The 16,693-nt window shown below is 58.0% G+C and carries 11 protein-coding genes; all 11 read left to right on the top strand.

What is annotated here, in order from left to right:
• The first annotated feature begins 30 nt into the window (after positions 1-30).
• The 11 genes from LCH97_RS07055 to LCH97_RS07005 all read left to right on the top strand — a co-directional run bounded on the left by LCH97_RS07055 (position 31) and on the right by LCH97_RS07005 (position 16,648).
• Complete coding sequence (locus tag LCH97_RS07055) at positions 31-396, top strand: GPW/gp25 family protein (protein WP_227304414.1); 366 nt, start codon at positions 31-33, stop codon at positions 394-396.
• Positions 393-1,541 carry a baseplate J/gp47 family protein gene (locus LCH97_RS07050; RefSeq protein WP_227304411.1) on the top strand — a complete coding sequence of 383 codons (1,149 nt, stop codon included), beginning with the start codon at positions 393-395 and terminating at the stop codon, positions 1,539-1,541. Before LCH97_RS07055 ends, LCH97_RS07050 begins: the two co-directional genes overlap by 4 nt.
• Entirely contained in the window at positions 1,534-2,295 is a 762-nt protein-coding gene (locus tag LCH97_RS07045; protein WP_227304409.1) for a phage tail protein I, read from the top strand. Before LCH97_RS07050 ends, LCH97_RS07045 begins: the two co-directional genes overlap by 8 nt.
• Positions 2,292-3,005 carry a phage tail protein gene (locus tag LCH97_RS07040; RefSeq protein WP_227304406.1) on the top strand — a complete coding sequence of 238 codons (714 nt, stop codon included), beginning with the start codon at positions 2,292-2,294 and terminating at the stop codon, positions 3,003-3,005. Before LCH97_RS07045 ends, LCH97_RS07040 begins: the two co-directional genes overlap by 4 nt.
• Before the next feature lie 12 nt (positions 3,006-3,017).
• Positions 3,018-3,647, top strand: a complete 630-nt coding sequence (locus LCH97_RS07035) for a hypothetical protein (protein WP_227304403.1) — start codon at positions 3,018-3,020, stop codon at positions 3,645-3,647.
• Position 3,648: 1 nt separating this feature from the next.
• Positions 3,649-3,873 carry a tail fiber assembly protein gene (locus tag LCH97_RS07030; RefSeq protein WP_227304400.1) on the top strand — a complete coding sequence of 75 codons (225 nt, stop codon included), beginning with the start codon at positions 3,649-3,651 and terminating at the stop codon, positions 3,871-3,873.
• A complete protein-coding gene (locus LCH97_RS07025; protein WP_227304398.1) occupies positions 3,870-4,295 on the top strand; it encodes a hypothetical protein in 426 nt (141 codons plus the stop codon). Before LCH97_RS07030 ends, LCH97_RS07025 begins: the two co-directional genes overlap by 4 nt.
• A 152-nt stretch (positions 4,296-4,447) precedes the next feature.
• Entirely contained in the window at positions 4,448-5,224 is a 777-nt protein-coding gene (locus LCH97_RS07020; protein ID WP_227305280.1) for a DNA adenine methylase, read from the top strand.
• A gap of 77 nt (positions 5,225-5,301) precedes the next feature.
• Positions 5,302-8,724, top strand: coding sequence for a pilus assembly protein (locus tag LCH97_RS07015; RefSeq protein WP_227304395.1), 3,423 nt, complete (start codon positions 5,302-5,304; stop codon positions 8,722-8,724).
• Positions 8,725-9,162: 438 nt separating this feature from the next.
• Positions 9,163-12,798, top strand: a complete 3,636-nt coding sequence (locus tag LCH97_RS07010) for a pilus assembly protein (protein WP_227304392.1) — start codon at positions 9,163-9,165, stop codon at positions 12,796-12,798.
• A gap of 265 nt (positions 12,799-13,063) precedes the next feature.
• Positions 13,064-16,648 carry a pilus assembly protein gene (locus LCH97_RS07005; protein ID WP_227304389.1) on the top strand — a complete coding sequence of 1,195 codons (3,585 nt, stop codon included), beginning with the start codon at positions 13,064-13,066 and terminating at the stop codon, positions 16,646-16,648.
• The last annotated feature ends 45 nt before the right edge of the window (positions 16,649-16,693 follow it).

Genomic DNA, 16,693 nt, shown 5'->3' with positions numbered 1-16,693 from the left:
CCCGGCCGGTCACGGCGGCACCATGTCGCCATGACCCGGCTATCTGATATCTCCTCACTGCACTGGCAGCCCGCCCTTGGCGGGGACGGCGTCGTCGAAAACTTCGACGACATCCACCAGGCTATCCGCGTGATCCTGCGGACGCCCAAGGGCGCCGACCCGCTGCGCCCGCAGTTTGGCAGCAAGCTGCACCAGTATCTCGATTACCCGGTGGACCGCGCTCGGCCGCACGTGGTGCGCGAGGTGGTAGAGGCCATCAGCGACCCGCTCTACGGCGAGCCGCGTGTCACCGTCGAGCGCGTACTGTTCGACCATCTCACGCCTGGCCACGTCCGCCTGCGTGTGCAATCACGCCTGGCCAACGGCGTACAGATCGAGACGGAGGTAGCGCTGTGAGCGACCTCCCCAAGTTCATTCCAGACGACCCGACAGCGGTCACCCAGGAGCTGATCAGCGCCTACGAGGCGATGACCGGCAAAACGCTGTACCCGGCCCATGTCGACCGCCTGATGATCGACCTGATTGCCTACCGCGAGAGCGTCACCCGCGCCGCCATCAACGACACTGGCCGCCAGAACCTGGTGGCCTTCGCCCGCGCCCCGATGCTGGACTACCTGGGCGAGTTGGTGGGGGTAAGCCGGCTGCCGGCACAAAGCGCCCGCTGCACCGTGCGCCTGATCTTCACCGAAGCCCTGGCAAGTAGCCTGGCCATCCCCGCCGAGACCCGCGTCGAGACCGGCAGCGGCGTGCAGTTCCAGACCGAAGCCCAAATCATCGTCCCGGCCGCCGCTACCTATGCCGACCTGGCCGTGATAGCGGTCGAGCCCGGCTCGGCCGCCAACGGCTACTTGCAGGGCCAGGTGAATGCGCTGGTCGACGACGTGGGTGTCGACGTCGATACGGTGGCCAACCTCGGCGTGACGCTGGGCGGGGCTGACGAGGAAACCGACGACCGCCTGCGCGATCGCATCCGCTTGGCCCCCGAGTCGTTCACCGTTGCCGGCAGCCGCCTGGCGTACCGCCATCACGCCCTGCGCGCGCACCAAGACATTGTCGACGTGGCGGTGGTGGGCCCGCAGCTGGTGATACAGAACGGCCAGCTGGTCTCGCAGAACGCTGTCCCTGCCGGCGTAGTGCGGCTGTTCCCGCTTGTGAAGTCCGGCTTGCCGGGTGCCCCCATCTTGGCAGCGGTCACCGCCACCTGCAGCGCCGACAAGACGCGGCCGATGACCGACTTGGTCGAAGTGCTGCCACCAGTGGAATACCCCTACGCGATCCGCGCTCGCCTGACTCTGTTCACCAGTGCTGATGCCAGCACCACCTTGGACGCTGCTCACGACGCGGCTGCAGCTTACGCGCTCACCCAGTCCGCAGCCCTCGGCCGCGACCCGGTCCCATCGCAGATCGTGGCGGTGCTGTCTGTGCCCGGCGTGTACCAGGTAGAGCTGTTGGCGCCGATGCAGGCACTGGCGGTACCGCCCGAAGGCTGGGCACATTGCACCGGGATCAGTGTGGAGCTGGCAGGAGGTACCAATGGCTAATCGACTACAGCAGACAGCCGTGCCCAACGTGCTGGCCAACGACCCGCGCTTCGGCCCGCTCACTACCCTGACCGAGCGCTTTTCTCAGCTCGACCTGTCGGCATTGCTGGTTTACCTGGTCGACCTGGTCGGCGCCGACCTGCTGCCGGTACTGGCCGAGCAAATGCATGTGATGGGCGACGAAGGTTGGCTGCTGGCCAACACCGACGACCAGCGCCGCAGCCTGATCAAGCGGGCCGTCGAGCTGCACCGCTACAAAGGCACGGTGTGGGCGGTGAAGGAAGTGTTCGGCGTACTGAACGTGGACGTGGAACTGGTGGAGTGGTGGCAGCAGCAGCAGCCGGCCGCGCCGTATACCTTCGCGCTGACTGCCTGGGTCAACAGCAATTTGTTGCCTGGCGCGCCAGTACTGACGGCCGAGCTGTACGAGCGGCTACAGCGCATGGTCGACATGGTCAAGCCGGTGCGTTCCAGCTTCGACTTCAAGGTGGGCGTGCGTTTCGACCAGCCCCTGCAGATTGCCTGCGCAAGTCAGGGCGCAGCAGTTGGCCGCTGGAGCAGCGAGGTTCAGCCAGTCCAACCGACGCCGGCGCAGCAGCCCTTGCGGTTCGCCAGTGTTGGCCAGGCTGCCGCTGTCGCCCGCGTCAGCGGCACGCCGTCCGCCGTGCAACCGACCGCCGCCCTCAACCCTGTGCGGCTCGCCAACGCGGCGCGGCCGCTGTCCATCATTCGCGTATCCATGGAGGCCCAATGAGTAGTACGCCACTTTTGCCGATCATCACCGAGGCCGGCCTCAACGCGATCTGGCGCGCGTCGAACGACGGCGTGTCGGCCCAGATCACCCACATCGCCCTCGGCGACGCCGCGTACACCCCGAACCAGGGTATGACGCGGCTGCAGTCCGAGCGCGCCCGCTACCCGGTGGCCGATGGCAAGCGCCTGACCTCGCGCCAGATCCACCTGACCGCTCTGGCGGATGGCAACGCCGAGTTCTGGGTGCGTGAGGTCGCGTTCATCCTCAGCGACGGCACCACGCTGGCGATCTGGAGCGACCCGAACAAGCCATTGGCCTACAAAGCGGCCGGCGTCGACCTGCTGCTGGCCTACGACCTCACTTTGTCGGCGGTACCGGCGGACAGCGTCACGGTGCAGTCGACCGGAGCCGGGCTGTCGCTGGCGATGGCCGAGGAATACACCGCGCTGGCCATCGCACAAATCAGTGAAATGCAGCGCGGGCTCAAGCGTGATGACAAAGCCAGCGAGCAAGCAGATCACCTGGCCACTATCGATCAGCGCTTGGCAGAGCACGACAAGGCTCATGCCGAAACGGACGTTGCATTGCGTCAGCTTCGCACGCTTGAGCAGGAGCATCACACCGCGCAGACCGCACTGGCGACAGCCCAGGCTGCCGCCCTAATCAACTTGCAGCGTATCGTGCTGCAGCCAGTTCTCAACAAGCAGTAAAGGAGTATGCACATGAGTCTCGAACAACAGGTTGGCGCGCTCGTAAAGGCGGCAAGTGACTTGACAAGCGAGGTGGCCGGGAAAATGGCCGCCATTGATGCCAAGGTGGAAGCGAAGAAAGCTGAGCTGGATGCCTGGAAGAACGGTGCGAACGACCAGTTCGCCAATGCGTTCTCGAAAGAAATCTACGTTGGCGGTGCTAATAACAAATGGTATCCGGTGCTGATTGATCTGCCCAGGAGATTCTTGGGACAGATAAACATCTTGCGTTACATTCATAGTGATAGCGACAAGTACGGCATGTCTAACGGTGCCCTCCTATTGAGCCTACAAGGGGTAAATGGCGAGTGGGGGGGGCTACCTCCCCGTTTAATTCCAGTTTCATTTGCATATTCAGTCTTTGCGCAGTCTCCGGTCGCCGACTTTGCCTTGTCCGTCTTCGGGCAGCGATGCGTTGTCTGGCTGCTCGGTGACCGTCACTACACCGTCACTACATCATACCCGGCGCTCGTTGATGTGTTTTCGCAGGATCTGGCGAATCTGGTTCATGACGATCCAAGCCCGGCAAACGATATTCGAATCGATGCGATGACAGCCGTCGCTGCTGCGATGATCGCCAACAATTACATCCGTGGAGGTTGAGATGGAGATTACCCCTCAAGTCGTGGCCGCATTCCGTGAAGCCAAGCTCATTGAACTACGTCAGCGCCGTAGTCTGTTGCTGCGGGAGTGCGATTGGACTCAAATGCCGGATGCCCCGCTGACCGCAGAACAGAAGACCGCCTGGGCCACTTACCGTCAGGCGCTGCGTGATCTGCCCGAAGCCGCCGAAGACCTGGACAACGTCGTCTGGCCGGTGAAGCCGTGAGATTGCGCCACTGGGTGATCTATACCGACCGCCTGCCCTCCGGGGTGGGCGGCACGGCCAACGGGCCAATCGTGCGCATCCGCCCCGAGTACCGCGCCGACGCCGGCATCCATGCCCACGAGTACCAGCATGTGATCCAGTGGTACCAGGAGGGCATGGTGGGCATGCTGCTGGTAGCGCTGCTCGCGCTGGTGGGTGGCTGCCACTGGAGCCTGACCCTTGCTGTCGCCCCAGCCGGCATGGCCGCGCACTCGCTGGGTTACGCCTTGTGTGCATCGCACCGGCTGTGGAGTGAGGTGCAGGCCTACCGGGTGCAGATGCGGCACGGCCTGAGCCTGGATGACGCCGTTGCCCGGCTGATGAGTCCCCGCTACAAGTTGGGATTGCACTACAACGACGCGCGCCGCTTGTTGAGCGCGTAGGAAGAGAAGACAGCGACCGGGTGGGTGTTGGAGCACCCGCCCGGCCAGCTGACCCGCAGAGATAGCCTGCAAGTCATCCCAAGGCTGCCTACCGTAGGCCCACGGTTCGGTAAGCCTATCGGTGATTTTCACATTTGGAAAGAGGCTTGCAGATGTTACAAGCAACAGCAACACCCATCGTGCCGTGGATCGGCGGTAAACGTCGCCTGGCAAAACACATTCTCCCGCTGTTCCCGGAGCACACCTGCTACGTCGAGCCGTTCTGCGGTGCGGCCGCGCTCTACTTCCTGAAAGAGCCGGCTAAGGTCGAGGTGATCAACGACGTGAACGGCGAGCTGGTGAACTTATATAGAGTCGTGCGCCACCATCTGGAAGAGTTCGTCCGGCAATTCAAATGGGCGTTGACCTCGCGGCAAATCTTCAAGTGGCTGCAGATCACCCCCGAGGAAACGCTGACCGACATCCAGCGTGCCGCGCGGTTCTTCTACCTGCAGAAGATGGCCTTTGGCGGCAAGGTCGAATCGCAATCGTTCGGCACGGCGACCACCAGCCCGCCCAAGCTGAACCTGCTGCGCCTGGAAGAAGACCTGTCGGCCGCACACCTGCGCTTGAGCCGTACCTACATCGAAAACCTCGACTGGGCAGACTGCATCAGGAAGTACGACCGCGAGCACACGCTGATCTATTGCGACCCGCCATACTGGGGCACTGAAGGCTACGGCGTCGATTTCGGCCTGCACCAGTACCAGCGCATGGCCGAGCTGGCCAAGACCATCCAGGGCCGCATGATCATCTCGGTCAACGACATCCCGGAAATGCGCCAGGCGTTCGACGGACTGACCATTGACCGAGTGGACATCAACTACACGGTGGGCGGTGCCGGCCGCAGCAAGGACAGGAAGGGCGAGCTCATCATCCGCAACTGGTGATCACTGACAGAAACGACGAAGGGGCCGAATGGCCCCTTTGAGCTGTAAAAGTGAAATTCCTTTGCAAATGCTGGAAAATGAAAACTGTCCCATTTATCGCGCAGAATGGCGCTCAATTTTCGCGGCGCGCTTCAGCACTGCGCTACTACGCCGGAAAAACCAGCCCTTTCTACTTTACTGCGGGTAGCAATAGCACTATCGATAAAAACAATATCGGCATCAATTTCCTGGAAAACTGGGCCGGCTACAAGCCCTATGCCGGCAAGTACTGGTGCTCCAAACCATTTATCACCGTGGTTAGCGATGCGGTGTCCTCATTTGATAGTCAGTTGCCCGGCTCGCCGTTCGAGAGCATGGGGGCCGAATCCGGCATGAGCGATCTGAACGTTAGCACCCTGGCTGGCACGCTGTGGAACAGGGAGTTTGCCGGCGCGATGAAAACCATCATGATCGGTCAGGTGGCTGGCAGCAATAACAGTGTGGGCCTGCCAACCGGTAAGCTCGCCAGTGCTTTTAATGTGCGCGGCATTTCGCCGGAAGAACCTACCCGTCAAGGCGGGTTCTATGGCGCGATGGCCGCTTACTACGCCCGTACCAAGCCACTCGTGGATGTCACCGTGCCTGCCGGCAAGAGCAAGCCTGCCATTCGTACCTTTGCCATTGCGCTGTCCAACTCCTTGCCCAAGGTCGAACTGAAGTTTTCGCAGCAGACGGTAACGTTTATCCCGTACGCGCGCTCGGGTGCCAACACCATGTCCATTGTGGATTACTACCTGTTCAAGAGCGACAGTAGCTGCACCTGGCCAAACTGCTACCGCTTCCGGGTGAACTTCGAAAACTCTGAGGACGGTAGCGACTGGGACGTAGACCACATTGCAGATTACCGTATCAGCAAGGACAGCAGCAGTACCGTGCGGGTGAAGGTAGACACGTTCTATGCTGCCAATGGCGCGCAAACTTACGCCGGTTTCATCATTTCCGGTGTTAGCCCGCTTGGCGGGGCCAGTGATGGCAACAAGACCGGCCCTTATCTGGTGATCCGCGAGAAAGAAGACGAACCGTGGGCATTGACCTGGAACGGGTACAAGGGCACCAGTATCGAGTGCATTTCTACCGGCCAGCCTTACTACAGCCTGCTGTACGGCTTGTACAACAGCCCGAGGCGCAGTAATTGCCCGATCCTGCCGGAAAACTTCGACCGTATCTTTACGGTAAGCAATGGCGACGCCACTGTAGAGAGGTTGCAGTCGCCGCTGTGGTATATGGCGAAGTATGGCGGCTACACCGATGCCAAAACCGGTACGGATCCTAATGCGCTGGTAGACAATAGCCAGTGGGATGCCGATGGCGATGGTACGCCTGATGCATATGCCTCGGCGACCAACCCTTTGGAGCTGGAGCAGCAGCTGGATCGTATCTTCAATACCATCCAGCAGCAGGCACCATTTCTGGTGCCGGCAGTGGGCAGTGGCAGCAAACTGGAAACCGATACTGCGGAATATACGGGTGGTTACGACTCCTCCGATTGGTCGGGTAGCCTGATAGCCAAAAAGTATGACAGCGCGCAGAAGAAGTTTGCCACCACATTGTGGTCTGCCGCTGAATTGCTGCCAGCCAGTGGCAACCGGCAGATCATTGCCGGGGTCAGTCACAGCAGTGTCAAAGCCATTCCGTTTACCGCCGCCAGCCTGGGCTTGCCCGCCTATAACCTGCTGCCGTCATTGCGTGAAAGCTTTGAAGCTGCCGGCGTAGCCAGCAACCGAGTTGACTACCTGCGCGGTAGTGCCAGTAACGAAGGCACCACTACCGGCAAGTTCCGCGTTCGTAGCCGTACCAAGTTGGGCGATATCCTGCATTCACGCGGGGCCTACGTTGGGCCGCCGCTGAGTAGCTTTCGTAGTGATAGTAGCTACGCCAGCTTCTACAGCAGCAATAAAAACCGGGCAGCCATGTTGTATGTCGGGGCTAACGACGGCATGCTGCATGGTTTTGATGCCGCTAGCGGGGTAGAAAAATTTGCCTTCGTGCCAAAAGTATTCTTGTCATCTACGGTAGGGCAGTCGCCGCTGATCGATCTCTCCGATCGCAATTACAGCCACCGTTACTTTGTTGATGGCCAGCTGCATAGCAGTGCTGCGTGGGCTGATAGCCGCTGGAAAACCTTGCTGGCTGGTGGCTTGCGCGGTGGCGGGCGTAGCCTGTTCTTGCTGGATGTAACCGCGCCTGCCAATCTGTTGGAGTCCAAAGCCAATGATTTGGTGCAGTGGGAATTTACCTCGGCAGACGATGGTGACTTCGGCCTCACTTTTGCCCAGCCGCAGATTCTGCAGATGAATGACGGCAACTGGTACGTAGTTGCTCCCAATGGGTACAACAGCAATGCGGGCAAGGCGGCTATGTTCTTCTTGCCTGTCAATGCACGCACCAGCTGGGCTGCAGACAACTACAAGAAAATGGTGGTCGAAGATGCCAGTGCGGCCAACGGTTTGTCTGACTTTTCGTATTACGATCTTAACAAGGACGGCAAGGTCGATCTGATTTACGCTGGTGATCTCAAGGGAAATATCTGGCGTTTTAATGTCAGCCATAGCGACAAAGATCAATGGAGTGCGAGCAGTATCTTTGTCGCTACCGGCCCGGATAACCAGGTGCAGCCGGTGATACTGGCGCCACAGCTGTCGCAGCACCCTACGCTTAGCCTGACACGCTCAGCCAGCAAGCCCAACCTGGTGCTGACGTTCTCCGGTGGCAAGTTCCTGGAATCCTGCGACAAGGACACGGCGGGTTGCACCGGCGAATCTACTACCCGCAGCGTATACAGCATCTGGGATTTTGGAGGCTATATCTGTAAACGCAGCGAGTTGGCCGCAGTGGGCGTGGAACACTTTCCTGCCACAATCCTGCCCAAAACCCGCCATGTGTTTGACTACGGTGCGCTGGCCTACCCCGGTTCGGCAGTAAACAACGCGGCTTGTGTCACCAGCGGCGATCGTACGCTACTTAGCCCGGATGGCAAGACATCGTATAGTCTGTCCAGTTACAAGCTGGGTTTCTATGTTGATCTGGAATTGCCGCAGGAAAACGTGGTGAACCTAGAGGTGTTCGGTAAAAACCGCGTCATCTTTGAAACCGACTACCGCAAGTCAGGTACGGATGCCTGCGAGTCCGAGTATGTCACTTATCCATACGATAACTTTAGTCTGACCGGCAAGCCTTTGGTGGGGGTGATCAACCCGCCACTGACTGCTGAAGTACAAGCCCTAGTGGCGGAGCTAATGGCTCGTGGGTATACGGAAGAAAAGGCACGCCAGTTGGCTGCCGGTATTGGCGGCCCCGGTAACCTTGCATTGGCGGGTTCCTACGGTTTGATTCGGCGCAATACTTTCAAGCAAGGCAACCAGTGCTATCTTAGCTATAACGGCAGCGTTATCGGCCCTGTCGCTTGTGGCACCTCCCGTATCACCAAGCGGGTTAGCTGGCGAGAGGTAATTCAGGACTAGCGGCAGGTGTGTGGCATTCGCTTGTTCACCTTACCTGCTTGGCAGGCAGGCGCAGCGTGGCTGGTGTCTGACGGCAGTCTCGCGCATGAGCAGTGCACCATCGGTCTGCCGCCGGGGCCTTGTGGGGCATATCATCATGCAGGTACGTGTATGTTACTAGCGCCAGTGATGGCCTGAGTCTGTGACAATACTTTGTCAGTTGGTCGAGCGCTACGCTTTGGTTATTGATTCATAAAAAACGTGACGCGATGTTTCATGGAAATGGCACCAGTTATATAAACTGGTGCCATTTCTATTGGAAGTTTATTAAATATGGCCGCGTGGTTAAATTTATTTTTATGTTTTTGTATCTGCATTCTATAAGCTATTTCCAATCGTGATCTTATCGACTACGATGAAGCAGCTTGGCTAGCTTCCTTGCTTCTTATCGGATTTGATATGACATCGTTTTTTAACGGACTGAAACTATCCGCCATTTGCATGCTGGCTGGGTTTGCCCACGCTATTGTGCCATCCAGTACCTCGCCGCTGGCCGGTACGGGGGATACCGACGGCCCCAATGTGCTGCTGGCATTGTCTATCGAGTTCCCTACTGCCGGCTGGGCCTACCAGACGGGCTACACCACGAGCAACGAGTATCTGGGCTATTTCGACTCTGGCCTGTGCTACAGCTACGTCACCAATGACAGTACAGCTGGGGTGAACTATTTCAACCCGGTAAGCAAGGTAAATAATAGTACCTACCGTACGTGTAACGATGGTTACTGGTCGGGCAACTTCCTGAACTGGGCGGCAGGCACCGCTACCGATATCTTCCGTAAAACCCTGACCGGTGGGTACCGGGTAAAAGAAATCACCGGCAAGACGATTCTGCGTTTTTCACGGCACGGTTATGGCGATACCTCGCGTAGCTATGGTGATTTTCGCGGCTATTTGCCACTGTTGTCAGGGCACAGCAGTACGTCAACGTACTATCAGAATGTAAGTGCTACCTTGGCGCGCCCTAGCGCCAACCCTTTTTCTTTGAACCTTACCCGAGCGTATCAACGCTGGAACGGCTATAGCTGGCAGTCGTTCAGTGACACCACGCTTTACGATCTGAATGTACGTGCCTGCGTGCAGTCCAGCAGCTTTGCCATGGGTAGTAACTGCACACTGTATACGCCGTCTACAGGTGTGGTGGACTACAAGCCGGAAGGCCTGATCCAGAAGTACGCCAAAACCATGCGGGTAGGGGTGTTCAGTTATCTGCTGGATAGCAGCTACGACCGTGATGGTGGTGTGTTGCGCGCGCGGCTGAAATACCCGGGCTGCTACCAGACGGTTACCACCAACGGTGGTAATACCATTGCGCTGGGGCGCGAGTGGGACCCGAAAACCGGTGTCTTCTATACCAACCCCGACCCTACCGATGCGAGTAACAGTAGCGTGAGCAATAGCGGCGTGGTGAACTATCTGAACCGTTTTGGTGAGGGTGGCTACAAATCCTACGACCCGGCCGCCGAGCTGTATTACGCGGCCCAGCGCTACCTGCGCAACAAGGGCAACCTTAGCGCCTACACCAATATCACCAACAATAACCAGAAAGACAGCTTCCCTGTCATTACCGATTGGGACGACCCGCTCAAAAGCTCCGACCAGAACAACTTCATTATCTATCTGGGTGATGTCAACGTACACGGCGATGTGGACTTGCCAGGCTCTACCTGGGGAACCCCCAGAAAGCCCAGCGATGATACTGACCTGAATGTCAGCACCTTGCTCAGTACCGTTCGTAGTGGTGGTACAGACAATATCGGCTCTACCAATTCGCCCGGCTATATTGCCGCCCTGGCGTACTGGGGCAATGTATTTGATATACGTAGCGATAAATCCGGCGAGCAGCACGTCAAAGCGTTCATGATCGACGTGGTGGAAAGCGGCTCGTACAAATCCGAAACCACGAACTCGTTTTACCTGGCGGCCAAGTGGGGCGGTTTCGAAGACAACGACGGCAGCAAAACACCTAACGTGAAGTCGGAATGGTCCAGCGATCTACAAACCATCAGTGCGTTTCCCAACGGCGTGCCAGACAACTACGCCCCCGCCAACAACCCGGAAGCCCTGGTAAAAGCGCTGAACCGTGCCTTTAGCTACGCAGCCCTGGCGGTGAAGCCGTCGCTGTCTGGCCTGGCGGTGTCATCCGGCACTAACAATGTCAATAATGGCAGCCATATATTCCGCACCACCTTCGAGCGCTCGTCTACCGACAGCACCGACTGGTACGGTGATGTAGAGGCGTACAAGGTAACGCTGACCAATAATGTGCTGAACAGCGGCTCCCTTTCCCTGGACTGGAGCACCAAGGCCAAGCTGGAGGCCCAACTGGGTACCACGGCCAGCGGCCGTAATATTTACGCCTACAACAAGACCAATGAAACGGGCATCAGCTTTAGTAGCGCCAGCAGCTATCTGCAAAGCGAGACCGGCCTGAATGCAAACGGTCTGGCCTATCTGATGGGCGACAATACCAATGCGGGTAATAGCGGTAGCAAGGCATATCGCACCCGCAGTGCCCGCCTGGGGCCAATCGAGCTGGCCAAGGTGGCGTTTGGTGGTGCGCCTGTCGATATCAGTGGCTGCGGTACCTTCTCTGTAGCGGCAAAAGCGCGGCCGTCCATTTACGCCGTGCCGGCGAACGACGGTTTCCTGCATATCTTCAACTACGGCGACAAGGTCAAGGCAGACCAGGGCAAAGAGCTGTTTGCTTTCATGCCTTCTGCGGTCTATCCGCAAGCAGCCAAGTTGGCCGCAAAAGACTACGAGTACGTACGCCTGCATGATGGCAGCCCGGTAATCAAGGACGTTTGCCTGAATAACCAGGCAGCCACCTTGCTGATTGGCGCCTCGGGCCGAGGCATTACCAAGGCCGACGGCTACGGCAGCAGCAGTATCTACGCGATTGACGTCACAACCCCCACCAGCATGAATGCGGCCAACGTACGCTGGGAATTCTCGTCGGCCAATGACAGCACACTGGGCAATATGATGACGCTGCCCAAGCTGGTAAAGCTCAATAATGGCCGCTGGGCGGCGGTGCTGGGTAACGGCATCAACCAGACGGGTAGCAATGCGGGCGTATTTCTGCTGATGCTGGACAAGCCAGCCGGGCAAGCTTGGGTACTGAATGACAACTACTTCAAGCTTACGGTCACGCCGTCTAGTACTCCGCTGTATGCGCCAAACGGCATTACCGATGTCAGCACCTACGACGACGACGGCAACGGTACCGTGGATTATCTCTACGCTGGCGACCTGAACGGCAATGTATGGAAGTTCGATATCAGCGCGGCCTCGCCCACCAGCTGGAACGTGGCCCTGGGTGCAACCCCGCTGTTTACCGCCTACACCATGAGCGGCACCACGCTGGGGAGCCGCCAACCCATTACCGCCGCGCCTGTACTGATGAAGACTGCGGGGGGGCAGAAGGTTGTCGTGTTTGGCACCGGTATCAATTACGACGAGCAAGACCGTGCCTCTACCGGGCACGCTATTTATGGCATTTACGACAATGGCAGCGCAGTAGGCGACCCGCGCAACTTGTTGGCCCATGCCACGCCATCATCGGATTCCGGTTACTCGCGCACCTCTACCAGTAGCATGGCGGCCAACCAGAAAGGCTGGTATATCCCGCTTACTACCAACGAGCAGGTCGTCTCGTCGCCGTTTTATATGTCGGTACTGAAAACCGATATGGTGGTGGTGGATAGCATCCGTCTGCGGCAGGAGTGTTCGACAGCAGGCGAGGCGTCATTCCGCACCATCGTCAGCCTGAGCAATGGTGCCGCGCCCGACAAGCCATTGATGGATACCGATGGCGATGGCCGCGTCACCAGCCGGGACAGCAAGGCAAACCGGCAATCGCTATCCACAGGCGTCAACTACGGTGGTTCTTTGCTGGTAACACTGGCCGGCAACAAGAACAAGCTGGTGCTCTGCAACACCGGTGTCAGCGGTACCATCGAGTGTAACCAGCTGGGCTCGTCCAGCCGTGTGGTCAGCCGGGTAAGCTGGCGCGAGATCATTGCCGACTAATCACACGGCGTCAGACTTGCCACCGCGGCTGCTGAGAGTTGGGTAAAGAAGGCGTTTTGCTCTGGATGTGATTGGAAACCCCACGCTATAGCGTGGGGTTTTGTTTTGTCAGGTTGTCGAGTTGTGCGAGCCAGCGACAGGCGAGTAGGGCTGGGTGAGACACTATATCTTTTTGTAATTCGCATCGTCATTAATGCTGCATAGGTGATACCATTTGACATATATCGATAAATCTTATTGACTCGGCTTCATTGCCGCGCTGCTCATGTCTTCTACTCATCAGCTCCGCCTGGTAGCACTCTTGTTATCGAGCCTGGTTTCGTTTGCCGCAGCCCGTAACCTGGATATTCCTCCTGCCCCGCTGACGGCAACCAGAACGGTAGAACCGAAAATCATGTACCAGATCGATGATTCCGGTTCGATGATGTGGGACATCATGCCCGACAGCTATATGCCCAAAGGCAGCCCTAGCGGCTACCTGTTCCCGCCGAGCAATAACAATGTGGTGTATGGCGGCAGTAATTACGCCAGCCTGAACCAGTACTACATGCCGGCACAAAGCGGGCTGAATATCTATGAAGTCTTTCTGCGTGCATCGAACAACAATGCCGTGTATTACAACCCACTGCAGACCTATAAGCCCTGGGTCAATGCGGATGGTTCGGTCTATGCCCCGCAGGGGCGCTACGATGACCCTGAGTCAGCCAGTTTCAACCCGGCGTACCAAAGGGCAGATGTCATCAATCTGACCCGGCGACAGTCTCTTTGGGGGCGCTGGTATACCAAGAATTCCCTGCATAGTGTTGGAAATCCGAGTTACTGCCAGACCCACGACGCATGTGACTGGACAGATACGCGGGATGTGATAACGCGCCAAAGCTATTGGCCCATGACGTTTTATGTCTACAAAGGCACGGGGTCTGCCCAGGATCGCAAAAGCTATATCCGCTACCAGATTCAGGGCAGCAAAGCCTACCGTACCGACCTGGCACAGGTGAATAGCCAGCAGGATGATGTAGGGAAAGAAATCGACCAGTTTCCCTGGGGGCGTAGCGTTGCGGATGAAGCACGCAATTTTGCCATCTGGTTCCAGTATTACCGCTCGCGCATTCTGGCGGCCAAGGCCAGCACCGCCTTGGCATTTTCCGAACTGGGGTCCGAGTACCGTGTAGGCTTTGTCACAATTAATCGGGATGGGAATTCTTACCTTCCTGTGCCAACAAGCGGTGGGTTTACCGGGCAAAACCGTACAGATTTTTTTGATAGCTTGCTGAATTTACAGCTTTATCAGCAGGGTACGCCGCTACGCTCGGCACTGCAGTGGTCTGGAGAAAATTTCAAGAATAACTACTGGAATGACGGGGTCAGCTGCCGACGGGCGTTTTCCATTCTGACTACGGATGGCTACTGGAGTGACGAGAGCATCAATGTCGGTAACACCGATAATTTCAGTGATGCGCCATACCCTGATGCCCACAGCAATACGCTGGCAGATGTGGCAATGAAATACTGGAAGAACGACCTGAAAACGTCGCAGCCCAATAACGTGCGGCCAACCACGCAAAACCCGGCAACCTGGCAGCATATGACGACCTTCAGCTTGTCTTTGGGCTTGAAAGGCACGCTGGATCCGGTGGCGGATCTCCCCTTGTTGGCCGCAGGCAGCAAAAGCTGGCCAGCCCCTAATTCGGCAGAGATCAACAAAATCGATGATCTGCTGCATGCCGCAGTCAATACTCGCGGTAGGTTTGTCGCAGCGGCCAACCCGGACGAATTCCGCAAAGGATTGCTGGATGCACTGAACGAGATCACCCAGATGTCCGGCTCGCAGGCAGCCGGTGGCATGAGTCAGCAAGTCTATAGTGATGGTGCGCTGTATTTTCAGGCGGGTTTTGATTCAGATAACTGGACAGGCAGTTTGCGCGCCTTCAAGCTAACCAAGACGGGTAGCTCTGTTACCGTTGGGGCACAGCAATGGAATGCTGCAGACAAGCTAAGCAAAGGCAAGGGCCGTGTCATTCTGATGGGCGGTGGCGGTACGGGTAGCCTGGCACGTCCGTTTACCTGGGATCACCTCAAACTCGCCGGCCTGACGAGCAACCTGGATACCAGCCTGGTGGACTATCTGCGGGGGAGTGGTGACCTCGAAGGCAATAGTGGCTATCGCCAACGAACCACACTGCTGGGGGATATCATCGGGTCGGCACCCGTGTACGTGGGCGCACCATCCGACAAGATCAAGGCAGCACAAGACCGGCCGGCCATGGTCTATGTGGGCGCAAACGACGGCATGCTGCATGCCTTTGATGCCAGTACGGGGGAAGAGCGTTTTGCCTATATTCCCTCACTCTTGCTGCCCCGTTTGAAGAATCTTTCGCAGCAAAACTACAAAGACCAGCACAGCTACTACGTTGATGGTGCGCTATCCGTGGCAGAGGCGGTGAACCAGACAGACAAGACGGTAGCCACCTATCTGGCCGGCACGCTGGGGCGGGGTGGCGAGGCGATGTTCCTGCTGGATATCACCCAGCCAGCACAGGTGACCGAAGATCTGAGTACCGCCAGAAAACTGGTGCGCTGGGAGTTTGGCAGCCAGCACAGCGAACACATGGGCAAGCAGCATGGCCTGACACCGCAAATAGTCCGCCTGAACGATGGCCAAGACTATGTGTTGGCCCCCAATGGCTACAACAGCAAGCAGGGCAGTGCTTCATTATTCATCTTGCCGGTAAAGAGTGGCATCAGTAGCTGGGGCGAAGGCAGCAACTACTGGCGTCTGCAGGCAGCCGCCGGCAGTGGTAATGGCCTTTCCGATATTGCCACTTATGATCTGGACAATAACGGCACGATAGACCTGGTTTACGCAGGCGATTTGCTGGGCAACGTGTGGAAGTTTGACTTGTCTGCCAAAGAACCGGCTGACTGGGGCAAGACCAGCCCGGTGCTGCTGTATCGTGCCTTGGGCCCGAATGGCCAAGTCCAGCCCATCATGTCGGCCCCGGTTGTTGCACCCCATCCGGACTACCCCCAGACGACTGCGACAGCTAGCCGCCCGGGCTTGATGGTGTATGTGGGTACCGGCCGCTATCTGGACAACTGCGACAAGCTGGGTGGCAGCTGCCAGGGCGAGGATAGCCAGCAATCCATTTACGGGCTGTGGGACTACGGTGGCCGCATTTGCCAGCGCAAAGAGCTGCTGGCGCAGTATCTGACCGATATCACCCTGACTGGTGCAGAGGCCGGTACCTATCGGCAAGGCTCGGATAACAAGCTGGCTTACCCGCCCGCCACCATTGCCAGCTCGCCATGTGATGAAAACGGCCGTGCCCGTACGGCTGTCAAAACTCTGCGCCCGGACGGTAGCACCGATAAGCTCTATCCGTTTCCGGCGTTTGACAAACCGCAAGCCGAGCGCGATGCCGCGGGCAGCTACTGGTTGGGTTGGTACATCGACCTGCCTACCTCTGGCGAGCGGGTGGTGGGTGCGCTGGACTACTACAAAAAGCGGCTGGAAGTACAAACCTATATTCCTGCGGCGCCAGCCACCAATGCCTGCGAGGTCGGTAAAGACAGCGGTTACTTGCTGCGGTTGAACTATCGTACCGGTGGTGTGTTTGCCAAGCCGCGCTTTGATGACCCGCTGGTTAAAAGTGCACTCGGCAGTCAGACGAATGCCAGCCGCATTGTGGGCAAGCGTACCGCCGGTTCGCTAGGCAGGGCGCGTATCAGAACCGGCAGCCGTGTATCGTTGGGCTTGTCTCTGACCTCAGGTGGCACTGGCGGGGAGCTGGATGAGGTGCTGAACCGGGTGGTAAGCCGGGTCAGCTGGCGCGAGATCATTACCCCGTAAGCAGTATGGCCGGCAGCGCTTTGCCCATGCGGCCAACCTTTTAAA

This window comes from Vogesella sp. XCS3 (assembly GCF_020616155.1).
In the GTDB taxonomy this organism is placed as follows: domain Bacteria; phylum Pseudomonadota; class Gammaproteobacteria; order Burkholderiales; family Chromobacteriaceae; genus Vogesella.
The sequence above is the reverse complement of the archived record's forward strand: the minus strand, read 5'-3'. Positions and strand labels throughout refer to the sequence as shown.

Coding starts and splice junctions, on each gene's coding strand:
- LCH97_RS07055 (WP_227304414.1), top strand. CDS start 31: ATGACCCGGCTATCTGATATCTCCTCACTGCACTGGCAGCCCGCCCTT.
- LCH97_RS07045 (WP_227304409.1), top strand. CDS start 1,534: ATGGCTAATCGACTACAGCAGACAGCCGTGCCCAACGTGCTGGCCAAC.
- LCH97_RS07040 (WP_227304406.1), top strand. CDS start 2,292: ATGAGTAGTACGCCACTTTTGCCGATCATCACCGAGGCCGGCCTCAAC.
- LCH97_RS07035 (WP_227304403.1), top strand. CDS start 3,018: ATGAGTCTCGAACAACAGGTTGGCGCGCTCGTAAAGGCGGCAAGTGAC.
- LCH97_RS07030 (WP_227304400.1), top strand. CDS start 3,649: ATGGAGATTACCCCTCAAGTCGTGGCCGCATTCCGTGAAGCCAAGCTC.
- LCH97_RS07020 (WP_227305280.1), top strand. CDS start 4,448: ATGTTACAAGCAACAGCAACACCCATCGTGCCGTGGATCGGCGGTAAA.
- LCH97_RS07015 (WP_227304395.1), top strand. CDS start 5,302: ATGAAAACTGTCCCATTTATCGCGCAGAATGGCGCTCAATTTTCGCGG.
- LCH97_RS07010 (WP_227304392.1), top strand. CDS start 9,163: ATGACATCGTTTTTTAACGGACTGAAACTATCCGCCATTTGCATGCTG.
- LCH97_RS07005 (WP_227304389.1), top strand. CDS start 13,064: ATGTCTTCTACTCATCAGCTCCGCCTGGTAGCACTCTTGTTATCGAGC.